Annotated in this window: 21 protein-coding genes; 3 read left to right on the forward strand and 18 right to left on the reverse strand. The window is 72.4% G+C overall.

Translation table 11 applies throughout. From position 1 onward, the window contains the following. Positions 1-11 precede the first annotated feature (11 nt). Positions 12-728, reverse strand: a complete 717-nt coding sequence (locus tag ACWDRR_RS04635; protein WP_449770715.1) for an MBL fold metallo-hydrolase — start codon at positions 726-728, stop codon at positions 12-14. Between the two features lie 278 nt (positions 729-1,006). On the opposite strand from ACWDRR_RS04635, the gene ACWDRR_RS04640 reads away from it, so the two are divergent. Next, on the forward strand, positions 1,007-1,843 hold the full coding sequence (locus ACWDRR_RS04640; protein WP_449770716.1) for a peptidylprolyl isomerase: 837 nt from the start codon (positions 1,007-1,009) through the stop codon (positions 1,841-1,843). 262 nt (positions 1,844-2,105) lie between these two features. Continuing rightward, positions 2,106-3,335: a DUF349 domain-containing protein gene (locus tag ACWDRR_RS04645; protein WP_449770717.1), complete on the forward strand. Its 1,230-nt coding sequence runs from the start codon at positions 2,106-2,108 to the stop codon at positions 3,333-3,335. A gap of 108 nt (positions 3,336-3,443) precedes the next feature. Here the strand turns inward: ACWDRR_RS04645 and ACWDRR_RS04650 are convergent, their stop codons facing one another. From ACWDRR_RS04650 to pgsA, 16 genes are all read right to left on the reverse strand, one after another. Next, entirely contained in the window at positions 3,444-5,924 is a 2,481-nt protein-coding gene (locus ACWDRR_RS04650; RefSeq protein WP_449770718.1) for a RelA/SpoT family protein, read from the reverse strand. A 127-nt stretch (positions 5,925-6,051) separates the two neighbouring features. After that, the gene (locus ACWDRR_RS04655; RefSeq protein ID WP_449770719.1) at positions 6,052-6,603 is read right to left on the reverse strand and encodes an adenine phosphoribosyltransferase; all 552 of its coding nucleotides are present in this window, start codon (positions 6,601-6,603) and stop codon (positions 6,052-6,054) included. Positions 6,604-6,628: 25 nt separating this feature from the next. After that, positions 6,629-7,741, reverse strand: coding sequence for a protein translocase subunit SecF (gene secF / locus ACWDRR_RS04660; protein WP_449770720.1), 1,113 nt, complete (start codon positions 7,739-7,741; stop codon positions 6,629-6,631). A gap of 4 nt (positions 7,742-7,745) precedes the next feature. After that, positions 7,746-9,521 carry a protein translocase subunit SecD gene (gene secD / locus ACWDRR_RS04665; protein WP_449770721.1) on the reverse strand — a complete coding sequence of 592 codons (1,776 nt, stop codon included), beginning with the start codon at positions 9,519-9,521 and terminating at the stop codon, positions 7,746-7,748. Positions 9,522-9,666: 145 nt separating this feature from the next. Next, positions 9,667-10,074 carry a preprotein translocase subunit YajC gene (yajC, locus tag ACWDRR_RS04670; RefSeq protein WP_449770722.1) on the reverse strand — a complete coding sequence of 136 codons (408 nt, stop codon included), beginning with the start codon at positions 10,072-10,074 and terminating at the stop codon, positions 9,667-9,669. A gap of 247 nt (positions 10,075-10,321) precedes the next feature. After that, complete coding sequence (gene ruvB, locus ACWDRR_RS04675; protein ID WP_449770723.1) at positions 10,322-11,413, reverse strand: Holliday junction branch migration DNA helicase RuvB; 1,092 nt, start codon at positions 11,411-11,413, stop codon at positions 10,322-10,324. A gap of 68 nt (positions 11,414-11,481) precedes the next feature. Continuing rightward, positions 11,482-12,093, reverse strand: a complete 612-nt coding sequence (gene ruvA, locus ACWDRR_RS04680; RefSeq protein WP_449770724.1) for a Holliday junction branch migration protein RuvA — start codon at positions 12,091-12,093, stop codon at positions 11,482-11,484. Then, on the reverse strand, positions 12,090-12,662 hold the full coding sequence (gene ruvC, locus ACWDRR_RS04685; RefSeq protein WP_387887425.1) for a crossover junction endodeoxyribonuclease RuvC: 573 nt from the start codon (positions 12,660-12,662) through the stop codon (positions 12,090-12,092). The genes ruvA and ruvC overlap by 4 nt, the downstream gene beginning before the upstream one ends. 155 nt (positions 12,663-12,817) lie before the next feature. After that, positions 12,818-13,576, reverse strand: a complete 759-nt coding sequence (locus ACWDRR_RS04690; RefSeq protein ID WP_329486820.1) for a YebC/PmpR family DNA-binding transcriptional regulator — start codon at positions 13,574-13,576, stop codon at positions 12,818-12,820. Between the two features lie 99 nt (positions 13,577-13,675). Further along, the gene (gene pdxT / locus ACWDRR_RS04695; RefSeq protein WP_449770725.1) at positions 13,676-14,299 is read right to left on the reverse strand and encodes a pyridoxal 5'-phosphate synthase glutaminase subunit PdxT; all 624 of its coding nucleotides are present in this window, start codon (positions 14,297-14,299) and stop codon (positions 13,676-13,678) included. A gap of 97 nt (positions 14,300-14,396) precedes the next feature. Then, positions 14,397-15,308 carry a pyridoxal 5'-phosphate synthase lyase subunit PdxS gene (pdxS, locus tag ACWDRR_RS04700; RefSeq protein WP_387887424.1) on the reverse strand — a complete coding sequence of 304 codons (912 nt, stop codon included), beginning with the start codon at positions 15,306-15,308 and terminating at the stop codon, positions 14,397-14,399. A 155-nt stretch (positions 15,309-15,463) separates the two neighbouring features. After that, positions 15,464-15,964: a hypothetical protein gene (locus ACWDRR_RS04705; RefSeq protein WP_360627364.1), complete on the reverse strand. Its 501-nt coding sequence runs from the start codon at positions 15,962-15,964 to the stop codon at positions 15,464-15,466. A 73-nt stretch (positions 15,965-16,037) separates the two neighbouring features. After that, positions 16,038-16,409, reverse strand: coding sequence for a 5-carboxymethyl-2-hydroxymuconate Delta-isomerase (locus ACWDRR_RS04710; RefSeq protein ID WP_449770726.1), 372 nt, complete (start codon positions 16,407-16,409; stop codon positions 16,038-16,040). 84 nt (positions 16,410-16,493) lie between these two features. Then, positions 16,494-17,678 (reverse strand): glycosyltransferase family 4 protein, encoded by a 1,185-nt coding sequence (locus ACWDRR_RS04715; protein ID WP_449770727.1) that lies wholly within the window; start codon positions 17,676-17,678, stop codon positions 16,494-16,496. 31 nt (positions 17,679-17,709) lie between these two features. Then, positions 17,710-18,714 carry a phosphatidylinositol mannoside acyltransferase gene (locus tag ACWDRR_RS04720; RefSeq protein WP_449770728.1) on the reverse strand — a complete coding sequence of 335 codons (1,005 nt, stop codon included), beginning with the start codon at positions 18,712-18,714 and terminating at the stop codon, positions 17,710-17,712. Positions 18,715-18,731: 17 nt separating this feature from the next. Then, a complete protein-coding gene (gene pgsA, locus ACWDRR_RS04725) occupies positions 18,732-19,379 on the reverse strand; it encodes a phosphatidylinositol phosphate synthase (protein ID WP_449770729.1) in 648 nt (215 codons plus the stop codon). Between the two features lie 278 nt (positions 19,380-19,657). Here pgsA and ACWDRR_RS04730 point away from each other — a divergent pair, with 278 nt between their 5' ends. Then, positions 19,658-21,706 carry an elongation factor G-like protein EF-G2 gene (locus ACWDRR_RS04730; protein ID WP_449770730.1) on the forward strand — a complete coding sequence of 683 codons (2,049 nt, stop codon included), beginning with the start codon at positions 19,658-19,660 and terminating at the stop codon, positions 21,704-21,706. Positions 21,707-21,730: 24 nt separating this feature from the next. On the opposite strand, the gene ACWDRR_RS04735 is transcribed toward ACWDRR_RS04730, so the two are convergent. Then, positions 21,731-22,141: a thiol-disulfide oxidoreductase DCC family protein gene (locus tag ACWDRR_RS04735; protein WP_449770731.1), complete on the reverse strand. Its 411-nt coding sequence runs from the start codon at positions 22,139-22,141 to the stop codon at positions 21,731-21,733. Between the last annotated feature and the right edge of the window lie 48 nt (positions 22,142-22,189).

Consider the following 22,189-nt stretch of genomic DNA (forward strand, 5'->3'; position numbering starts at 1 on the left):
CTTCTCTTCCGTCACATTCCTCGTCGCGGGAAGGCTGTGTCCTCGACGGAGCCGGAGCTCCGCGCCGCCTGTCGGAGGTAGGGGTTGGTGGCGCGCTCGCGGCCGATGGTGGTCTGTCCGCCGTGGCCGGAGAGGACCACGGTCGCGTCGTCGAGGGGCAGGCACACCCGGGCCAGCGACCGCAGGATCGCCTCGCTGTCCCCGCCCGGGAGGTCCGTGCGCCCGATGGAGCCGGCGAAGAGCAGGTCGCCCGAGAAGAGCACCGGGGGGAGCTCCTCGGCACCGGGCGTCCGGAACGTCACCGACCCCTTGGTATGGCCGGGCGCGTGGTCGACGGTGAGCTTCAGGCCGGCCAGCTCCAGCACGCTGCCGTCGGTGAGCTCGCGCACGTCGTCGGGCTCGCCGACGGTGAGCTCGCCCATCAGCTGGGTGCCGAGCGAGCGGCCGAGCGCCTTCTCCGGGTCGGCCATCATGTAGCGGTCCTCGGGGTGGATCCAGGCCGGGACGCCGCGCGCGCCGCAGACCGGGACCACGGAGGCGACGTGGTCGATGTGGCCGTGGGTGAGGACGACCGCGACCGGCTTCAGCCGGTGCTCGCGGACCAGCTCCTCCACGCCGCGGGCGGCCTGGTGGCCCGGGTCCACGATGACGCACTCCTCGCCGGCGGCCGGTGCGACCAGGTAGCAGTTGGTGCCCCAGGCTCCAGCGGGGAATCCGGCGATGAACAACGCGCGTCCTTCGTGATTCGGGTCGGCCGTGGCGGCTGCGGGATGCGGCTACACGATGTGATGTAACGGAAGCCTACCGGCGGTCCGGGTCGGGTTGCGAACCAGATAGGGGTGACGGGTTCACTTCCGCCTGACAGGTTCACCGCGTTCTTACAGCCGCGGTCCCTACACTTGGCCGCCGATGGATGCGATGATCCGCTTCAGCATCCGCACACGATCCCCCCTTGTCCGCCCCTGGACAGGAGGGGCCGACAGCACCCATGTAGGAGACACGGCCGGTGGTCACCAGCGAACAGCGGCGGCGGCAGCTCGCCCGCGAGAAGTACGAGCGCCAGGCGCAGCGCCGGGCCGAGATCCACGCCGCGCGCCGGCGTCGCAACACGATCCTCGGCAGCTCGCTCGCCGTGGTCGTGCTCGCGGGCGGCGGTGCCCTGGTGGGCACGGGTGCCTTCGACTCGGACGACAAGAAGGACAGCACGTCCTCCGCGCAGGCCGCGCCGACCGCCACCGAGGAGCCCACCACCCCGACCCGCAAGCCGGTCGAGGGCTGTGGCGACCCGGCGCCGGGCACGCCGAACGGCAAGCAGTGGCAGGCCGAGCCGGCCATGAGCATCGACACCGCCGGCAGCTACACGGCGACCCTGGACACCAACTGCGGCAAGGTGACGCTCTCACTGGACGCGGCCAAGGCGCCGCACACGGTGAACTCCTTCGCCTTCCTGGCCGGCCAGCAGTACTTCGACCACACCAAGTGCCACCGGCTCACCACCGGCGGCATCTACGTGCTGCAGTGCGGCGACCCGACCGCCAGCGCGACCAACCCGGGCGGCACCGGCGGCCCCGGCTACAAGTTCGCCGACGAGAACCTGACCGGTGCGACGTACCCGGCGGGCACCCTGGCGATGGCCAACTCCGGCCCGGGCACCAACGGCAGCCAGTTCTTCCTGGTCTACAAGGACACCCAGCTCGGCCCGAACTACACCCCGTTCGGCAAGATCACCGGCGGTCTGGACGTGCTCCAGAAGATCGCCGCCGCGGGCACCCTGGAGGGCGGGACGGACGGCCACCCGATGGCCGACGTCACCCTCAACTCGGTGACCGCCGCGAAGGGTTGACCCCTACCGGGACCGCGCCGCGCCCGCCCGCGCGGCGCGCCGGCGCGGTCCCGGCCCGAAATCGCCCGGCCCGGATGCGGACAGCACCGGGCCTGGTCGCCTATGTTGGCGTTGTGTAGGGTGCCCAGACCCGCCGGCCGTCACCCTCGGCAGCAAAGCACGGCGGACGGGACGGCGGACCCATCGGTCCGCCGCACATCAACTGTGGACGACGTACGCGTACCGCCTCGGCGCGGGCGCGACGTCATGTGGAGGACGCGCTATGAGCAGCGACCCGTGGGGCCGTGTCGACGAGCAGGGCACGGTCTACGTCAGGACGGCCGACGGCGAACGCGTCGTGGGTTCCTGGCAGGCCGGCTCGCCCGAAGAGGCTCTCGCCTACTTCGAGCGCAAGTACCAGGGCATCGAGGTGGAGATCGGCCTGCTGGAGAAGCGGGTGCGCACCACCGACCTGGCCGCCAAGGACGCCCAGGCCGCGCTGGACCACCTGCGCGCGCAGGTGACCGAGGGGCACGCGGTCGGCGACCTGGACGCGCTGGCCAAGCGGCTGGACGCGCTCGCCGGTGACATCGAGAGCCGCCGCGAGGAGCGCAAGGCGGCCCGCGCCAAGGCACAGGACGAGACCCGTACGGCCAAGGAGGAGCTGGTCGCGGAGGCCGAGCGGCTCGCCGAGTCCACCCAGTGGCGGGAGGCCGGGGACCGGCTGCGCGCGCTGGTGGACACCTGGAAGGGCCTGCCCCGGCTGGACCGCAAGAGCGACGACGAGCTGTGGCACCGCTTCTCGCACGCCCGCTCGGTCTTCTCGAAGCACCGCAAGGCCCACTTCGCGACCCTGGACGCCGAGCGCGACCAGGCCCGGGCCACCAAGGAGCGGCTGGTCACCGAGGCCGAGGCGCTCTCCTCGTCCACCGAGTGGGGCGAGACCGCGGCCCGCTACCGCGACCTGATGGCGCGCTGGAAGGCCGCAGGGCGCGCCCAGCGGGACATCGAGGACGAGCTGTGGGCGCGGTTCCGCGGCGCCCAGGACGTCTTCTTCCAGGCCCGGTCCGCGGTGTTCAGCGAGCGCGACGCCGAGCAGGTCGGCAACCAGAAGCTCAAGGAGGCGCTGGCGGCCGAGGCCGAGGCGATCCTGCCGATCACCGACCTGAAGGCCGCCAAGGCCGCGCTGCGCGACGTCAACGAGCGCTGGGAGGCGATCGGGCACGTGCCGCGCGACGCCCGGCCGAAGCTGGACGCCCGGCTGAACACGGTCGAGCGGGCGATCCGCGAGGCCGAGGACAGCGAGTGGAAGCGCTCGAACCCGGAGGCCAAGGCGCGCGCCGCCGGCATGGTCGGCCTGTTCGAGGCCAAGGCCGAGAAGATCCAGGCCGACCTGGACAAGGCCCGCGCGGCTGGCAACGCGAGCAAGGTCGCCAAGCTGGAGTCCGAGCTGGCCGGCGTGCAGACCCTGCTGGAGCAGGCGCACCGCAGCCAGGAGGAGTTCAGCGGCTGATCCGGCCGGCGCCGGACAGCACGACACGACGAAGGGCCCCGGGAGTTCCCGGGGCCCTTCGCGTTGCCGGCCGTGGCTGCCGCCCCGGGGCTGCGGGCCGGCTCGGGCCTACTTGCGGGCCGAGGTGACCCGGTAGACGTCGTAGACGCCCTCCACGCCGCGGACGGCCTTCAGGACGTGACCGAGGTGCTTCGGGTCGCCCATCTCGAAGGTGAAGCGGCTCATCGCCACCCGGTCGCGGGAGGTCTGCACCGCCGCCGACAGGATGTTGACGTGCTGGTCGGAGAGGACCCGGGTGACGTCCGAGAGCAGCCGGGAACGGTCCAGCGCCTCGACCTGGATGGCCACCAGGAAGACGGACGACTGGGTGGCCGCCCACTCGACCTCGATCATCCGCTCGGGCTGCTGGCTGAGCGCCTCCACGTTGACGCAGTCGGCGCGGTGCACCGAGACGCCGTTGCCGCGGGTGACGAAGCCGACGATCGGGTCGCCCGGCACCGGGGTGCAGCACCGCGACAGCTTGACCCAGACGTCCTCGACGCCCTTGACGATGACGCCCGGATCGCCCTTGGCCCGGCGGCGCGCCGCCCGGCGGGTGTCGTGCGTCGGCGTGGCGGTCTCGGCCAGGTCCTCGGTGGCGCCCTCCTCGCCGCCGAGCGCCTGCACCAGCTTCTGCACGATGTTCTGCGCGGCGACGTGGCCCTCGCCGATCGCCGCGTAGAGCGAGGAGATGTCCGGGTAGCGCATCTCGTGGGCCAGGGTGACCAACGAGTCGCCGGTCAGGATCCGCTGGATCGGCAGGCCCTGCTTGCGCATCGCCCGGGCGATCGCCTCCTTGCCGTGCTCGATCGCCTCCTCGCGGCGCTCCTTGGAGAACCAGGCCCGGATCTTGTTGCGGGCGCGCGGGGACTTGACGAAGCCGAGCCAGTCGCGGGACGGACCGGCGTTCTCCGCCTTGGAGGTGAAGACCTCGACGCTGTCGCCGTTCTCCAGGGTCGACTCCAGCGGCACCAGCCGCCCGTTGACCCGCGCCCCTATGCAGCGGTACCCGACCTCGGTGTGGACGGCGAAGGCGAAGTCCACCGGGGTGGCGCCGGCCGGCAGCGCTATCACGTCGCCCTTGGGCGTGAAGACGAAGACCTCGTTGTTGGAGAGGTCGAAGCGCAGCGACTCCAGGAACTCGCTCGGGTCCTCGGTCTCCTTCTGCCAGTCCAGCAGCTGCCGCAGCCAGGCCATTTCGTTGACGGCGCCGGCCTTGTCGTCCTTGCGGGTCTGGGTCGGGGTGTCGGTGCGGACCTTGGAGGCGCCGGCCACCGCGCGCTGCTTGTACTTCCAGTGCGCGGCGATGCCGTACTCGGCCCGGCGGTGCATGTCGAAGGTGCGGATCTGCAGCTCGACGGGCTTGCCCCCGGGACCGATCACCGTGGTGTGCAGCGACTGGTACATGTTGAACTTGGGCATCGCGATGTAGTCCTTGAACCGCCCCGGCACCGGGTTCCACCGCGCGTGGATGGTGCCCAGCGCCGCGTAGCAGTCGCGGACGGTGTCGACCAGGACCCGGATGCCCACCAGGTCGTAGATCTCGGCGAAGTCCCGGCCGCGGACGATCATCTTCTGGTAGACCGAGTAGTAGTGCTTCGGCCGGCCGGTGACGGACGCCGTGATCCGGGCGCCCCGCAGGTCGCCCTGGACCTGGTCGATGACGGTCGCGAGGTACTCGTCCCGCTTGGGGGCGCGCTCGGCGACCAGGCGCACGATCTCGTCGTACATCTTGGGGTAGAGGATCGCGAAGGCGAGGTCCTCCAGCTCCCACTTGATGGTGTTCATGCCCAGCCGGTGCGCCAGCGGGGCGTAGATCTCCAGCGTCTCGCGGGCCTTCTTCTCCTGCTTCTCCCGCTTGAGGTAGCGCATGGTGCGCATGTTGTGCAGGCGGTCGGCCAGCTTGATCACCAGGACCCGCGGGTCCTTGGCCATCGCGACGACCATCTTGCGGACGGTCTCGGCCTGCGCGGCCTCGCCGAACTTCACCCGGTCCAGCTTGGTGACACCGTCGACCAGCAGGGCCACCGAGTCGCCGAAGTCCTTGCGCAGGGTCTCCAGGCCGTAGTCGGTGTCCTCGACGGTGTCGTGCAGCAGCCCGGCCATCAGGGTCGGGGCGTCCATGCCCAGCTCGGCCAGGATGGTCGCGACCGCCAGCGGGTGGGTGATGTACGGGTCGCCGCTCTTGCGCTTCTGCCCGCGGTGCCACTTCTCCGCGACGGCGTACGCCTTCTCGATGTCCCGCAGCAGGGCCGGGTCGGCCTTGGGGTCGTTGGCCCGGATCGAGCGGAACAGCGGCTCCAGGACGGGGTTGAGCACGCTGGAGCGCTGGCCGCCGAGGCGGGCCAGCCGGGCGCGCATGCCGCCGGAGGAGGAGGGGCGGCTCGCGGGAGCCACCGGGCGCGAGGAGGTGGGCGCCGGGCGTGCCGGGGTGGCCCCCGAGGGCGTGGGACGGTTTTCGGGGGCGGCCGCTTCGGCCGTGGGCACAACCTCGTCGGGCAAGGACACTCCTCGGGGCACCGGGCCGGCCCCTCGTGCGGCTCGCACCATCACGCACAACCGGGAGGGGATGAACCTTCATGGTACCGAGCCCGGCGCCCCCGTGTTCAGCCGCCCGGCCCCGGACACGCAGAGGGCGGCGGTCGGATGATCCGACCGCCGCCCTCCGTCCGTTCGCTCAGACCGTGACCAGCGTCTCCAGCGGCGCGCCGCCCAGGTGCCCGGACAGCCGGTCCCGGCCGTCCAGGAAGCCCAGCTCCATCAGGACCACGACGCCCGCCAGCTCGGCGCCCGCCTCCTTGACCAGGTCCAGCGAGGCACCGATCGTCCCGCCGGTGGCCAGCACGTCGTCCACCACCAGCACCCGCTCACCGGGTGCGAAGGCGTCGCACTGGACCTCCAGCGTCGCCGAGCCGTACTCCAGCTCGTACGAGCGCCGGAACACCTCGCCGGGCAGCTTGCCCTCCTTGCGGATCGGCACGAAGCCGAGGCCGGCCGCGAAGGCCGCCGGGGCCGCCAGCACGAAGCCGCGCGCCTCCAGGCCCACCACCTTGGTCGCACCGAGGGCCGTCGCCCGCTCCGCCAGCGCCTTGGTGAGGGCCGCGAAGGCCTCGGCGTCGGCGAGCAGCGGCGCGATGTCCTTGAACAGCACACCCGGCTTCGGGTAGTCCGGGACGTCCCGGATCCGGCTGTTCAGCAGCTCGGCCAGTGCGGTGTCGGCGGTGGTCACGAAGAGTCCTTACGGTCGGTCGGTGTCAGCGCTTGGTGGACGGACGGCCCTTGGCACGCGAGGTGCCGGCCGCCCGGCCGCGCTGACCGACCATACCCGCCGGCAGGTCGCCGTCGGCGATCTCCTCGCCCTCGGGCGCCTCGCCGGCCGCCGCCGCGGCGGCGTTCTTGGCCTCCGAGGCCCGCCGCAGGGCGACCCGCTTGGCCAGCGCCTTCATCTCCGGCTGCTCCTCCTTGAGCTGCGCGAGCAGCGGGGTGGCGACGCAGATCGAGGAGTAGGCACCGGCGGCGAGACCGATGAACAGGGCCAGCGAGATGTCGTTCAGCGTGCCGGCGCCCAGGAGGCCGCCACCGATGAACAGCAGCGCCGCCACCGGGAGCAGGGCGACCACCGTGGTGTTGAGCGAGCGCACCAGGGTCTGGTTGAGGCCCGCGTTGGCCGCCTCGCTGTAGGTGATCTTGTTCTGCTTGGTGAGCCCCTTCGAGTTCTCCTTCACGGTGTCGAAGACGACCACCGTGTCGTAGAGCGAGTACCCGAGGATGGTCAGGAAGCCGATCACCGTACCGGGGGTGACCTCGAAGCCCACCAGGGCGTAGACCCCGATGGTGATCAGGAGGTCGTGGATGAGGGCGACCAGGGCCGCCACGGCCATCCGCCACTCGAAGGCGATCGCCAGGTAGACCGTCACCAGGACCATGAAGATGATCAGGCCGGTGAGGGCCTTGTTGGAGATCTGCTCACCCCAGCTGGGGCCGATCACCTGGGTGTCGATCTCGGCGACCGGGACGCCGAGCTCCTTGGACAGCTTGTCCGTGAAGACCGACGAGGAGACCTGCTCCTCGGAGCTGACCTGGATGCGGATCTTCTTGCCGTTGTCCACGTCCTGCACCAGCGGGTGCGAGTGGACGATCTTGTCCACCGCGTCCTGCGCCTGCGAGATGCTCAGCCCCGGCTTGGCGACGGTGTAGACCGAGCCGCCCTTGAACTCGATGCCGAGTTTCAGGCCCATGGCCAGGCCGACGGCGGCGACCAGCACGATCACGCCGGAGATGCTGTACCAGAGCTTGCGGCGACCGACGAAGTCGAAGCTGACCTCGCCCTGGTAGAGCCGGTGGCCCAGATTGGAGAAGCGCGACACGGTGTCAGGCCTCCTTCACGGCGGCAGAGGAGGAGGAGCTGCGACGACGGCTGCTGCGCAGCGGCGGGCGGGCGCCCAGGCGCTTCGGGTCCAGGCCGGACCACGGGTGACCCTCGGAGAAGAACTTCCGGCGGGCCAGCACGGTGATCAGCGGCTTGGTGAAGAGGAAGATCACCACGACGTCGAGCGCGGTGGTCAGGCCCAGCGTGAACGCGAAGCCCTGCACCTTGCCGACCGAGACCAGGTAGAGCACCGCGGCACAGAGGAAGGACACGAAGTCCGACACCAGGATGGTGCGCCGGGCGCGCGGCCAGGCCCGCTGGACCGCCGGGCGCAGCATGGCGCCCTCGCGGACCTCGTCGCGGATGCGCTCGAAGTAGACGATGAAGGAGTCGGCGGTGATACCGATCGCGACGATCGCACCGCAGACGGCCGGCAGGTTCAGCGCGAAGCCGATCCCCGCGCCGAGCAGGCTCATGATCGAGTAGGTCAGGACCGCCGAGACGATCAGACCCGCGATCGACACCAGGCCGAGGCCGCGGTAGTAGACCAGCGAGTAGAGGACCACCAGGACCATGCCGATGAGGCCGGCGACCAGGCCCGCCTTCAGCTGGTCGCCGCCGAGCTGCGGCGAGACGGTGGTGACGTCGTCGGTGGTGAACTCCAGCGGCAGGGCGCCGAAACTCAGCACGTTGGCGAGGTCCTGCGCCTCGGCCTGGCTGAAGCTGCCGGTGATCACGGCCGAGCCGCCGGGGATGGGGCCGCGCACGTTCGGGTGCGAGACGACCTGGCCGTCCAGCACGATGGCGAACTGGTTGGTCGGGTCCGGCTGGGCGGAGAGCTTGGTGGTGACGTCGGTGAACGCGTCGGCGCCCTTGCCGTTGAACTGCAGCTGGACCTGCCACCCGGCGCCCTGCTGGGTGTCGATGGTGGCCTGCGCCTTGCTGACGTCGGCACCCTTCACCGCGACCGGGCCGAGGGCCAGCTTGTAGTAGATCCCGCGCTCGTCCTTCTGGGTGCAGGCGACGGCCGGCTGCTCCTCGGACTTCTGCAGGTTCTTGCGCTGCCCGCTCTGCGAGCAGTCGATGGCGGCGAACTCCGCGGCCAGCTCCGGCGGCACGGTGCCCGAGGTCATCGCCGCGGAGAGGTCCGCGTCACTCGGCGCGGTGGCCGGCGGGGTCGCGGCGGCACTGCCGGAGGCGCCCGCGGACGGGGTGGCGTCGGCGGCGAGGGCCTCACCGACGGCGCGGCCCTGCTTGGTCGCACTGGCGCTCGCGCTGGGAGCGCCGGCGGTGGCGGCGGCCGTACCGGTGGCCGACGGGGTCGCGCTCGGGGCGGCGCTGCCGCTCGCCGAGGGGGACGCGGTCGGCGACGGGACCTTGACACCGCTCGGGGCGACGGCGAGGACCGGGCGGAAGTACAGCTGCGCGGTGGTACCGATCTGCTCGGCCGCCGTCTGCTTGTCGCCACCCTTGGGGATGTTGACGATGATGTTCCGGTCGCCCTGGGTCTGGACCTCCGCCTCGGAGACGCCCATCCCGTTGACCCGCTGCTCGATGATCCCGGTGGCGATGTCCATGTTGGACTTGTTGATCGCCTTGGGGTCGGTCGACTTCGCGCTCAGCGTGATGCTGGTACCGCCGGCGAGGTCGATACCCAGGCGGGGCTTGGTGTGGCCCGTCCCGAACATGAGGGCGACCAGTCCGACGGTGACCACCAGGATGAGGGCCAGCGCCCGCCCCGGGTAACCGTCGCGCGGGCGCGACTTGGGTGTTGCCACCTTGCTCGTTTCTCCCTGTCCATGCCACCTCCCCGACCGGACCCCCGTCCGGCTCGTGGCGGACGGGGGCGTGGCGGATCTGCGGCCCTGAGATCCTGTGGGCTCGCGGCACTGCGCCGCGCGGCCGGGCGGATGCCCGACCGTACTACTTGCTCGCGGGAGCCCCGCCCTCGACGTCGCCCTTGTCGGCGCCGTCCTTGGTGAGCGTCAGCGGCTTGTCCTCGACCGACTCGGCGTCGGCGTCCTCGGCCTCCGGCTCGGACAGCTCGTCGTCGGCCGGGCGGCCGTTGATGATCGCGTCGTACTCCTGCGGGTCCAGGACGGCCGCGATCGCGCTCTTGGTGAAGTGGGTGACCACGCCGGGCGCGAGCTCCAGCTCGACGGTCTCCTCGTTGACCGCCTTCACCTGGGCGTACAGGCCGCCGATGGTGCGCACTCCCGCCCCGGGCTCCAGCGCGGTCTGCATGTGCTGCTGCTGCTGCTGGCGCTTCTTCTGCGACCGGAACATGAGCACGATCGCGATGATCGGGAGGAGAAGGATGATGAGGTTCACTGCAGCCAGGGTCCTTTACGGGCCGCCGGGCCGGCGGCCTGTGTGGTAATGGTCGGCCCGTCAGGTGAGAGGGGCGGTCCGGCGGAGTCTAGGCGACCCCGAACTGATCGGACAACGCCAAGCATCGCATCCTGCCGCCGAAAGTGGCGAGCCTGTGCCTGCACAGATTCCCCGGACTTCTCCCTCCGCTTCTCCGCGCGGACCTGCTCAGGCGCGTTCGCGCCCCGATCGTCCCGGTGTCACCCGTTCAGCCCTCGTCCGCCGGGAAAAGTTCCGACTGGGCCGGCACCGCACCCCGGATGGTCTGGACCGCAGCGGTCTGGGCCGGCGGGACCAGACCGAGGTGCTGCCAGGCGGCGGCGGTGGCGATCCGCCCGCGCGGGGTCCGGGCGAGCAGGCCCTCCCGTACCAGGAACGGCTCGGCGACCTCCTCGACCGTCTCGGCCTCCTCACCCACCGCGACCGCCAGTGTCGACAAACCGACCGGTCCGCCGCCGAACAGCCGCAGCAGCGCGTCCAGCACCGCGCGGTCCAGCCGGTCCAGGCCGCGGGCGTCCACCTCGTAGACGGCCAGCGCCTGGGCGGCGATCTCCGGGGTGACCACGCCGTCGTGCCGGACCTGGGCGAAGTCGCGGACCCGGCGCAGCAGCCGGTTGGCGATCCGCGGGGTGCCCCGGGAGCGGCCGGCGATCTCGGCGGCGCCGGCCGGGTCGATCTCGACGTCCAGCAGCGCGGCCGAGCGGTGCACGACCCGCTGGAGCTCGGCGGGCGCGTAGAACTCCATGTGGCCGGTGAAGCCGAACCGGTCGCGCAGCGGCGGCGGCAGCAGCCCGGCCCGGGTGGTGGCGCCGACCAGGGTGAACGGCGGCAGCTCCAGCGGGATGGCGGTGGCGCCCGGGCCCTTGCCGACGATCACGTCGACCCGGAAGTCCTCCATCGCCATGTAGAGCATCTCCTCCGCGGGCCGGGACATCCGGTGGATCTCGTCCAGGAAGAGCACCTCACCCTCGGTGAGCGAGGAGAGGATCGCCGCGAGGTCGCCGGCGTGCTGGATGGCCGGACCGGAGGTGATCCGGATCGGTGCGCCCAGCTCGGCCGCGATGATCATGGAGAGGGTGGTCTTGCCGAGCCCGGGCGGGCCGCTGAGCAGGACGTGGTCGGGTGCGGTGCCGCGCTTGCGGGCGGCCTGCAGCACCAGGGACAGCTGCTCGCGCACCCGCTCCTGGCCGATGAACTCGTCCAGCTGCTTGGGGCGCAGCGCCGCCTCGACCGCCTGGTCCTCGCCGTCGGCGGCGGCCGTCACCAGCCGGTCGGCCGGGTCGGAGTCGTACGGGCTCATCGGTGCGGGCTCCAATGTCGACAAGGTGACAGGTGGTCGGATCGTTGCGGGTGGTGGCCGACGCGGTGTCAGCGGGCCCGGTTGAGCGTGCGCAGCGCGGCCCTGAGCAGCGCGCCCACGTCGGTGACGGCCTGCGCCTCGGCCTCGGGGGCGACGGCGGCGACCGCCTCGTCCGCCTCGCGCGGCGCGTAGCCGAGGCCGACCAGCGCCGCGTGCAGCTGCTCGCTCCAGGGCGCGGGCCCCGCGGCGATCGGCTTCTGGGCCGGGACGCTGCCGTGCGGGGCGCCCAGCTTGTCCTTGTACTCCAGCAGCAGCTTGGCGGCCTTCGCCTTGCCGATGCCGGGGACGGCGATCAGCGCCTTCTCGTTCCCGGCGGCGACGGCCGTGCGCAGCGCGTCCGGGCTGTGCACGCCGAGCATCGCCTGGGCGAGCCGCGGCCCGACGCCGGGCGCGGCCTGGAGGATCTCGAAGGCGGCCCGCTCGTCGTCGTCGGCGAAGCCGTACAGGGTGAGCGAGTCCTCCCGGACGACCAGCGAGGTGGCGAGCCGGGCCGGCTCCCCGAGGCGCAGACCGGCGACGGTCGCCGGGGTGCACTGGACGGCCATGCCCACGCCGCCGACCTCGACGACGACGGTGGCGCCGCTCACGGCGGCCACCGGCCCCTGGACGAAAGCGATCATCGGGCGGCTCCTCGGGGGGATCGTGCGGAGTACGGGGCTCGGGCGGCGGGTGCGGCGGGCGCCGCCTTGGCGAGGGCGGCGGCGATCCGGTCGCTCGCACCGCCGCGCCAGATGTGGCAGATGGCCAGCGCCAGCGCGTCGGCGGCGTCGGCCGGCTTGGGCGGGGCGTCCAGCCGCAGCAGCCGCTGCACCATCGCGGTGACCTGGGCCTTGTCGGCCCGGCCGGAGCCGGTGACGGCGGCCTTGACCTCGCTGGGGGTGTGCAGGGTGACGGGGATGCCGCGCCGGGTGGCGCAGAGCATCGCGACCGCACTGGCCTGGGCGGTGCCCATCACGGTGCGGACGTTGTGCTGGGCGAAGACGCGCTCGACGGCGACCAGGTCGGGCCGGTGCTCGTCGAGCCAGCTCTCGATGCCCTGCTCGACCAGCAGCAGCCGCGGCCCGATCTCCGCCTCGGCGGGCGTGCGCACCACCCCGACCCCGACCATCTTCAGCGGCCGGCCCGGCGCGCCGTCGACCACCCCGATCCCGCACCTGGTCAGCCCCGGGTCCACACCCAGTACCCGCACCTCGGCCCCGCCTCTCCGTTACGCGCCGCCCGCCGCCCGCGCGCCCTTCCGCCCGCAGCGCGGCGACCTGCGAAGGCTACCGCCAGGGTCGGACAGTCCCGCCGACGACACCGGCCCGGTGGTCGTGGGACCACCGGGCCGGGAAGTGAGAACGGTCACTCGGCGTCGAGCTGCGCACCGACCTCGTCGCTGATGTCGAAGTTGGCGAAGACGTTCTGCACGTCGTCGCTGTCCTCGAGGGCGTCGATCAGCTTCAGGATCTTGCGGGCGCCGTCGACGTCCAGCTCGACCTGCATGCTCGGGAGGAAGTTGGCCTCGGCCGAGTCGTAGTCGACGCCGGCGTCCACCAGCGCGGTCCGGACGGCGACCATCTTGGAGGCCTCGGACACGATCTCGAAGGACTCGCCGAGGTCGTTGATCTCCTCGGGCTCCTGGTCGAGGACGACCTCGAAGAGCTTGTCCTCGTCGACACCGTCGGCCTTGGGGACGATCACGACGCCCTTGCGGTTGAACAGGTACGACACGGAGCCCGGGTCGGCCATCGAGCCGCCGTTGCGGGTCATCGCGACGCGCACGTCGGAGGCGGCGCGGTTGCGGTTGTCGGTGAGGCACTCGATGAGGACGGCGACACCGTTCGGGCCGTAGCCCTCGTACATGATGGTCGAGTAGTCGGCCCCGCCGGCCTCGGCACCCGAGCCGCGCTTGACGGCGCGGTTGATGTTGTCGATCGGGACGGAGCTCTTCTTCGCCTTCTGGATGGCGTCGTAGAGCGTGGGGTTGCCGGCCGGGTCCCCGCCGCCGGTGCGCGCCGCCACCTCGATGTTCTTGATCATCTTGGCGAAGAGCTTGCCGCGCTTGGCGTCGATCACGGCCTTCTTGTGCTTGGTGGTAGCCCACTTAGAGTGGCCGGACATCGCCAGCTCCTTTACGTCGCCAAAGGGAAATGAACAGGAGAGATCTTACCGGTGCCGTCACCGGTGGGGCGCACACGGTCCGCGTGCGGCGGCGAAGCGTTACCGCGCGGCGGCCGCCAGGTGCTCCTCGACCATCCGCACGAAGTAGCCGTGCACCCGGTGGTCGCCGGTCAGCTCGGGGTGGAAGGAGGTCGCCAGCAGGTTGCCCTGGCGGACGGCGACGACGCGGCTCTCCGGACCGTCGGCGGCCGGCAGCTCGGCCAGCACCTCGACACCCGCGCCGACGGCCTCGACCCAGGGGGCGCGGATGAAGACGCCGTGCACCGGGGCGTCGTCCAGACCGCGGAAGGCGACGCCGGACTCGAAGGACTCGTTCTGGCGGCCGAAGGCGTTGCGGCGCACGGTCATGTCGATGCCGCCCACGGTCTCCTGGTCGTCACGGCCGTCCAGGATCTTGTCCGCCAGCATGATCATGCCCGCGCAGGTGCCGTAGACCGGCATGCCGGCGGCGACCCGCTCGCGCAGCGGGTCCATCACGCCGAACAGCAGGGCCAGCTTGGACATGGTGGTGGACTCCCCGCCGGGGATCACCAGCGCGTCGACCCCGGCCAGCTCCTCGGCACGGCGCACCGGGCGGGCGAGCGCGTCGGCCTCGGCCAGCGCGACCAGGTGCTCGCGGACGTCGCCCTGCAGGGCGAGGACGCCGATGACTGGAGTGCTCACGGTCTCAAACCTCTTCGATCGTTACGTCGTGTGTACGTGGCGCGGCCCGCCGCGCGCCGAGGCGCTGCGGCGGGCCGACGCGTGGCGCGGGGGCCGACTACCAGCCGCGGTTGGCGTAGCGCTCGCTCTCGGGCAGGGTGTCGCAGTTGATGCCGACCATGGCCTCGCCCAGGTTGCGGGAGGCGTCCGCGATGATCTTCGGGTCGTCGAAGAAGGTGGTGGCCTTGACGATCGCGGCGGCACGCTTGGCCGGGTCGCCCGACTTGAAGATGCCGGAGCCGACGAAGACGCCCTCGGCGCCGAGCTGGCGCATCAGCGCGGCGTCGGCCGGGGTGGCCACACCGCCGGCGGAGAACAGCACGACCGGCAGCTTGCCGAGCTCGGCGACCTCCTTGACCAGCTCGTACGGAGCGCGCAGGTCCTTGGCGGCGGCGAACAGCTCGTTGTTGTCGAAGCCGCGCAGGCGGGCGATCTCGTTCTTGATCTGGCGCAGGTGGCGGACGGCCTCGACGACGTTGCCGGTACCGGCCTCACCCTTGGAGCGGATCATGGCCGCGCCCTCGGCGATGCGGCGCAGGGCCTCGCCCAGGTTGGTGGCGCCACAGACGAACGGAGTGGTGAACGCCCACTTGTCGGAGTGGTTCACCTCGTCGGCCGGGGTCAGCACCTCGGACTCGTCGATGTAGTCCACGCCCAGCGACTGCAGGACCTGGGCCTCGACGAAGTGGCCGATCCGGGACTTGGCCATGACCGGGATCGAGACCGCGGCGATGATCTCCTCGATCATGTTCGGGTCCGACATGCGCGCGACGCCGCCGTCCTTGCGGATGTCGGCGGGCACCCGCTCCAGCGCCATGACGGCGACAGCGCCGGCGTCCTCGGCGATCTTGGCCTGCTCGGCGTTGACCACGTCCATGATCACACCGCCCTTGAGCTGCTCGGCCATGCCGCGCTTCACCCGGGCGGTACCGATCTGCGGCTGGTCTGCGGTGGTGGGGGTGGTGGACACGTGAGACCTCACTCGAAGATGAACCAGTGCTATCGCCCTATGGTAGGCGGAAGAAACGGCCTCTCCATGCGCCATCAAGTCCAGCCTGGCCGACGGGATACGACAAACAGGCCGGATCCGGGCACCCCCGGCCCGGCCGCCGGAACGCCTGACGCTCAGGCCGGAGCGCCCTCCGGGGTCAGCGCGAGGGGCGGCGCGTCGTCCATCTCGAAAGCCATCGGGAACGGCGCCTTGCCCGCCAGCCGGAAGTAGCGCACCAGCCGGTGCTCGCGCACCGCCCGGGCCGCGCGCACCGCGTCGTTGTGGAACCGCCGCGCCATCGGCACCCGGCGCACCGCGGCCGTCAGCTCCTTCACCGCCTCCTCGCCGCCCGGCTCGGCGACCAGCACGGCGACCTGCTCCGGCTCGGCGAACACCGCCCGCAGCGCCATGCTGAGCTGGCTCTCCGCGACCTCGCGCTGCTCGTCGTCGGCCTGCCGGGCCGCGTGCGCGGCGTCCAGCAGCAGCAGCGAGGCCGCCGGGTCCAGCAGCGAGGAGGCGGCCAGCTCGATCGCCACCGAGGCCCGCCGGACCAGCTGCGCGTCCAGCGCCGCCCGCGCGGCGTCGATCCGGGCGTGCAGCCGGTCCAGTCGCCCGGCCGTCCAACTCAGGTACATGCCGAACAGCACCACGGCCACGCCGGCCCAGATCCAGGTAGTCACGGGGCGCTACGCTACCGGGTGCCCGGCATCAGCCCCCGACGGTGGCGCTCCGGTAGCTGTCGCGGTCGATGTCCGCGATGTTCACCGCGGTGAACAGCCGCGAACCCGGCGCCGGCGCGATCCGCTCGGCCAGCAGCGCCAGCACGGCGTCACCGAGCGCCGCCTTCGCCTCCGGCGCACGGCCCGGGAAGATCTGGAACTCGACGTACACCTGGGCGTCCCCGCCCTCGCCCTCGCTGTCGCCCACCACGAAGTCCTGCACCTCGCGGAAGACCGTCTTGCACGCCCCGGGGCTCGCGTCGATGGTCTTCACCGCGAGCCGGTTGATCGCCAGGCCCAGCGCGCGCCGGTCGAAGGCGCCGGCCAGGCTCGGGGAGTAGTCGACGGAGATCTGCGGCATCCGGTGCCTCCAGGGGTCACGATGATCGGTGGGTCCGGCAGCCTCAACCCCGCGCGGGCGGCGCCGATTCCCGCCCGGCCCCGATCAGTCCCGGGCCAGCCCGAACCGGCCGCGCCGGCCGCCGCGCTCGTCCTCCCCGACCACCGCCACCGTGCCGGCCGTCACCGTCTCGTACACGGCCAGGATGTCCGCGCCGACCGTCGACCAGTCGAACCGCCGCACGTGCCGGGACGCCGCCTTGCGCAGCTCCTCCAGCCGGCCCGGATCCCCCAGCAGCCGCAGCGCCGACCGGGCCAGCGCGTCCGCGTCCTCGACCGGGAACAGCTCCCCCGCGTCACCGCCGTCCAGCACCTGCTTGAACGCGTCCAGATCGCTCGCCAGCACCGGCGCGCCCGCCGACATCGCCTCCACCAGGATGATCCCGAAGCTCTCGCCCCCGGTGTTCGGCGCCACGTACAGGTCGACGCTGCGCAGCAGGCGGGCCTTGTCCCGGTCGCTGACCATGCCGAGGAACTCCACCTGCGCGCGGACCTCGGGCGCCAGCCCCGCGACCGCCTCCTCCTCGTCGCCCTTGCCGGCCACCAGCAGCCGCACCCCCGGCCGCTCGGCCAGGATCCGCGGCAGCGCGGCCAGCAGCGTCGGCAGGCCCTTGCGCGGCTCGTTGATCCGGCCGATGAAGCCGATCGTGCCCGGCTCGCCGGCCGCCGCCCCGCCCGTCCAGCGCGCGTCCGGCTCGGCCTGCGCGAAGAACCCGACGTCCACCCCGTTGGGGATCACCACCGCGTCCCCGCCCAGGTGCTCGACCAGGGTCCGCCGGGCGTACTCGCTCACGGCGATCCGGGCCCGCATCTTCTCCAGGCCCGGCTGGAGGATCGGCGAGGCCGCGATCATCGCCCGCGAGCGCGGGTTGGACGTGTGGAAGGTGCCGACCATCGGCCCCGACGCCGACCACGCGGCCAGCATCGACAGGCTCGGCGAGGCCGGCTCGTGCACGTGCAGGATGTCGAACCGGCCCTCGTTCAGCCAGCGCCGGACCCTGGCCGCCGACAGGATGCCGAAGCTCAGCCGCGCCACCGAGCCGTTGTACGGCACGGCCACCGCCCGCCCGGCCGAGACCACGTACGGCGGCAGCGCCTCGTCGTCCTCGGCGGGCGCCAGCACCGACACCTCGTGGCCGAGGTCGATCAGGTGCTCGGCCAGGTCCCGGATGTGGAACTGCACCCCGCCGGGAACGTCCCAGTCGTACGGGCAGACGATGCCGATCTTCACTGGTTCCTCGTGATCCTGTAGGTGCGGCGGGTCAGGGCCCGGAGGCCCCGGCGGCGGGCTCGCCGGCCGGGGCGGGACGCGCGGTGTCGGCCGGCTGCCCGGCCCGGCGGTCGGCCCCGGCCGGCTGCGCCGCCTCGTCCACCGTCGCACGGACCGGCAGGTCGGCCAGCCAGAACCGCTGCAGCATGTGCCAGTCCTCGGGGTGCTCGCGGATCCCCCGCTCCCAGACGTCCGCCATCGCCTGCACCATCGCCCGGGTCTTCTCCTTGCGGTCCCCCTCCGGCGGCACGGCCACCTCGGGGTGGATCCGCGCCCGCAGCAGCGGACCGTCGTACCAGAGCGAGACCGGCAGCAGCGCCGCCCCGGTCCGCTGGCAGAGCGCCGCCGGACCGGCCGGCATCCTGGTCGCCTCGCCGAAGAAGGACACCTCGATCCCCGCCTCCGAGAGGTCCCGGTCGCCGACCAGGCAGACCAGCCTCCCCTGGCGCAGCCGGCGGGCCAGCGTGCCGACGACATTCACCCCGCCGCCGGTCAACGCGAGCACCTCCATGCCCAGGCTCTCCCGGAACGCCACGAAGCGGTCGAACAGCTTCTCGGGCTTCAGCCGCTCCGCGACCGTGGTGAACGGGTACCCCTCCAGCGCCACCCAGGCGCCCGCGAGGTCCCAGTTGCCCATGTGCGGCAGCGCGACCACCGCGCCGCGGCCGGACTCCATCGCCGCCCGCAGCTGCTCGAAGCCCTCCACCCGGACGTCCCGGGCCACCCGCTGCCGGCTCCACACCGGCAGCCGGAAGGACTCCATCCAGTACCGCATGTACGAGCGCATCCCGGCCCGCGACAGCTCCCGCAGCCCGGCCTCGTCCAGCCCCGGGCGGACCCGGCGCAGATTCGCCTCCAGCTGGAGCACCCGCTTGCCGCGCCTGCGCCACGCGTAGTCGGCGATCCGGTCGAACAGGCCCCGCGCCACCGGCTCGGGAAGGTGCTTGAGCACCGCCCAGCCCGACGCGTAGGCCGAGTACACCAGTCGGTCCTTCATCGAAGGCCCGCCCCCCATCAGCTCCCGGCCGCCGCTCGGTCGGCCTCGAACGCCTCCCGGCGCACCGTCAGCATCCGCTGGAACACCGTGACCAGGCTGCCCGCGGCCACCAGCCACAGCGCGATCGGCAGCAGCCACTCCACGTACGGCACCCCGAAGGTGTGCAGACCCGCGACACCGGCCGCGACCAGGCTGATCACCAGCCGCTCGGCCCGCTCCACCAGCCCCGACACATCACACGGCAGACCCTGGCTCTCCGCCCGCGCCTTGGTGTACGACACCACCAGGCCGCTCGCCAGGCAGAAGATCGCCACCGAACAGAGCAGGTTGTTGTCGCCCTCGCCCGCGTACCACATCGCCAGCCCGCCGAAGATCGCCGCATCGGCCACCCGGTCCAGCGTGGAGTCCAGGAAGGCCCCCCACTTGGTGGACCGGCCCAGCTGGCGGGCCATGTTCCCGTCCACCAGGTCCGAGAAGATGAACAGCGTGATCGTGATGGTGCCCCAGAAGAACTCCCCACGCGGGAAGAACACCAGCGCACCGGCCACCGAACCGGCGGTACCGATCAGCGTCACGGCGTCCGGGCTCACACCCAGCCGGATCAGGAACGCGGCGAACGGGGTCAGGACACGTGTGAAGAAGGCACGCGCGTATTTGTTGAGCATGGCCTTCCGGACCGCTCCGATCTCCCTGGTACCCGCCTGCGGCAGAGTGCGCGGCAGACGGCCGGACGGATCAGCCCACCCGGCGCACCCATCGTAGCCACGCCGACGACACGCCGGAGCGCACCGCACCGCCCACCGGCCCCCGCCGCCCGCCCGCCCGGCACCCCCGGCGCACGGGCGCACACGCCCGGTCACCGCGGGCCCCCACGACACGCGGCCCCGCGAACACCGCCCCTAGACTTTTCACGACAGTCTCGGCGCTACGGGAGGAGACCCCGATGCCCGACCGCAGCACCGCACGATCCGGCCAGGCGCCCACCGTCACCGACCCCGCACGGCTGCGCAACGTCGTCCTCATCGGCTGCAGCGGCGTGGGCAAGACCACCCTCGCCGAATCCCTCGCCCTCACCGCCGGCGCCGTCGGCCGGGCCGGCCGCGTCACCGACGGCAACACCGTCTCCGACCACGAGGACATCGAGCACCAGCAGCAGCGCTCCGTCCAGCTCTCGCTGCTCCCCCTCGAATGGAACGGCGTCAAGGTCAACCTGATCGACCCGCCCGGCCACCCCGACTTCACCGCCGACCTGCGGGCCGCCCTGCACGCCGCCGACGGCGCCGTCTTCGTCGTCTCCGCCACCGACCCGGTCACCACCCCCACCCGCGCGCTGTGGCGCGAGTGCGCCGCCGAAGGCATCCCCCGCGCCATCGCCGTCGCCAAGTACGACATCGCCCGCAGTGACTTCGACGACATCCTCACCGCCTGCCACGACGCCTTCGGCCTCGGCCCCGACACCCTGCGCCCGCTCTTCCTCCCCGTCCACGCGGACGGCCACCCCACCGGCACCGTCGACCTGCTCACCGGCCGCACCTACGGCCCGGTCGAACCGCCGCCCGGCACCGGCCCCGCCCGCGAGAGCCTCGTCGAAGCCATCTCCGGCCAGGACGACACCCTGATGGAGCGCTACCTCGCCGGCGAAGCGCTCGACACCGACGCCCTCGAAGCCGGCCTGCGCCGCGAGGTCCTCGCCTGCGCCCTCCACCCCGCCCTGCCCACCACCGATCACGGGCTCGGCTCGGCCGAACTCCTCGACCTCATCACCACCGCGTTCCCCGACCCCACCGAACGCACCCGCCCCGGCCCCGACTGCGACCCCGACGCCCCCCTCGCCGCCCAGGTCGTCCGCGTCACCGCCGACGCCTACGTCGGCCGGATCAGCCTGCTGCGGATCTACGCCGGCACCCTGCGCCCCGACACCCACATCCACCTGACCGGCCCGGACCACCCCGAGGAGCAGGACGGCGACGAACGCGTCACCGGCCTCACCAGCCCGTTCGGCAAACTCCAGCGACCCGTCCCGCACGCCGTCGCCGGGGACCTCGTCTGCGCCGCCAAGGTCACCTCCGCCCGCGCCGGCGACACCGTCCACGAACCCGGCCACCCCGTGAAGCTCGACGGCTGGCCGCTGCCCGAATCACTCCTGCCGATCGCCATCGAGGCCCACAGCAAGGCCGACGACGACCGGCTCTCCCAGGCCCTCGCCCGGCTCACCGCCGAGGACCCGGCGCTGCGCCTGGAGCAGAACCCCGACACCCACCAGCTGGTCCTCTGGTGCACCGGCGAGGCCCACGCCGAGGTCGTCCTCGACCGGCTCCGCGGCCGGCACGGCGTCCACGTCGACACCGTCGAACCCAAGGTCGCCCTGCGGGAGACCTTCGGCACCGCCGCCGCCGGCCACGGCCGGCTGGTCAAGCAGTCCGGCGGGCACGGCCAGTACGCGATCTGCGAGCTGGAGGTCGAACCGCTGCCGGCCGGCAGCGGCTTCGAGTTCCAGGAACACGTCGTCGGCGGCGCCGTGCCCAAACACTTCATCCCCTCGGTCGAGAAGGGCGTCCGCGCCCAGCTCGCCAAGGGCGTCGGCGCCGGGTACCCGCTCGTCGACATCCGGGTCACCCTCACCGACGGCAAGGCGCACTCCGTCGACTCCTCCGACTCCGCCTTCCAGAACGCCGCCGCCCTCGCCCTGCGCGACGCCGCCGAACACGCCGTCATCCGGCTGCTCGAACCCGTCTCGGCCGTCAGCGTCCTGCTCCCCGACGACTACCTCGGTGCCGTCCTCGGCGACCTCTCCGCCCGCCGCGGCCGGGTCCTCGGCACCGAGACCGGCGGGCCCGGCCTCACCCTGCTGCGCGCCGAGGTCCCCGACCTCGAACTCGCCCGCTACCCCGTCGACCTGCGCTCGCTCACCCACGGCACCGCCGAGTTCTCCCGGGCCCACCTGCGCCACGAGCCGATGCCCGCCGCCCTCGCGGCGAAGTACACCGACTGAACCGGGCCCCGGCGGTGCGCCGGCCTAGCGCTGCGGCAGCGCGCAGGCGGGCGTACCGCCCGGCATCCGGTGCCGGTTCTTCGCCACCCAGCGGTACACCGCGCCCGCGGCCGGCCGCACCGGCGCCAGCGCCAGCAGCCCGCCCAGGTACGCCCAGACCCCGCCCGAGCGCATCAACAGCCGCGCCACCGCCTGCGCCCCGCCGTGCACCCGGCCCGCCGGCGTCACCCAGAGCACCTCGCGCTCGGCCCGCTCCCAGGACACCTCACCGCGCCCGCCGGCCAGCGCGTCCAACGCGGCGAGGTCCGCGAACTGGAACGGCACCGCCTCCCAGCCGCCCGACGCCAGCGTCTGCCGCAGGTACCGCTCGGCCCAGCCGGCACACGTCGTGCAGAACGCGCAGTCCCCGTCGAAAACCAGTACCGGATCCTTCATGACGGCTCCCTCCGTACGGCCCATGCGCCCATCGTGCACCAATACGCC

The sequence above is a fragment of the Kitasatospora sp. NPDC003701 genome, from assembly GCF_053587085.1.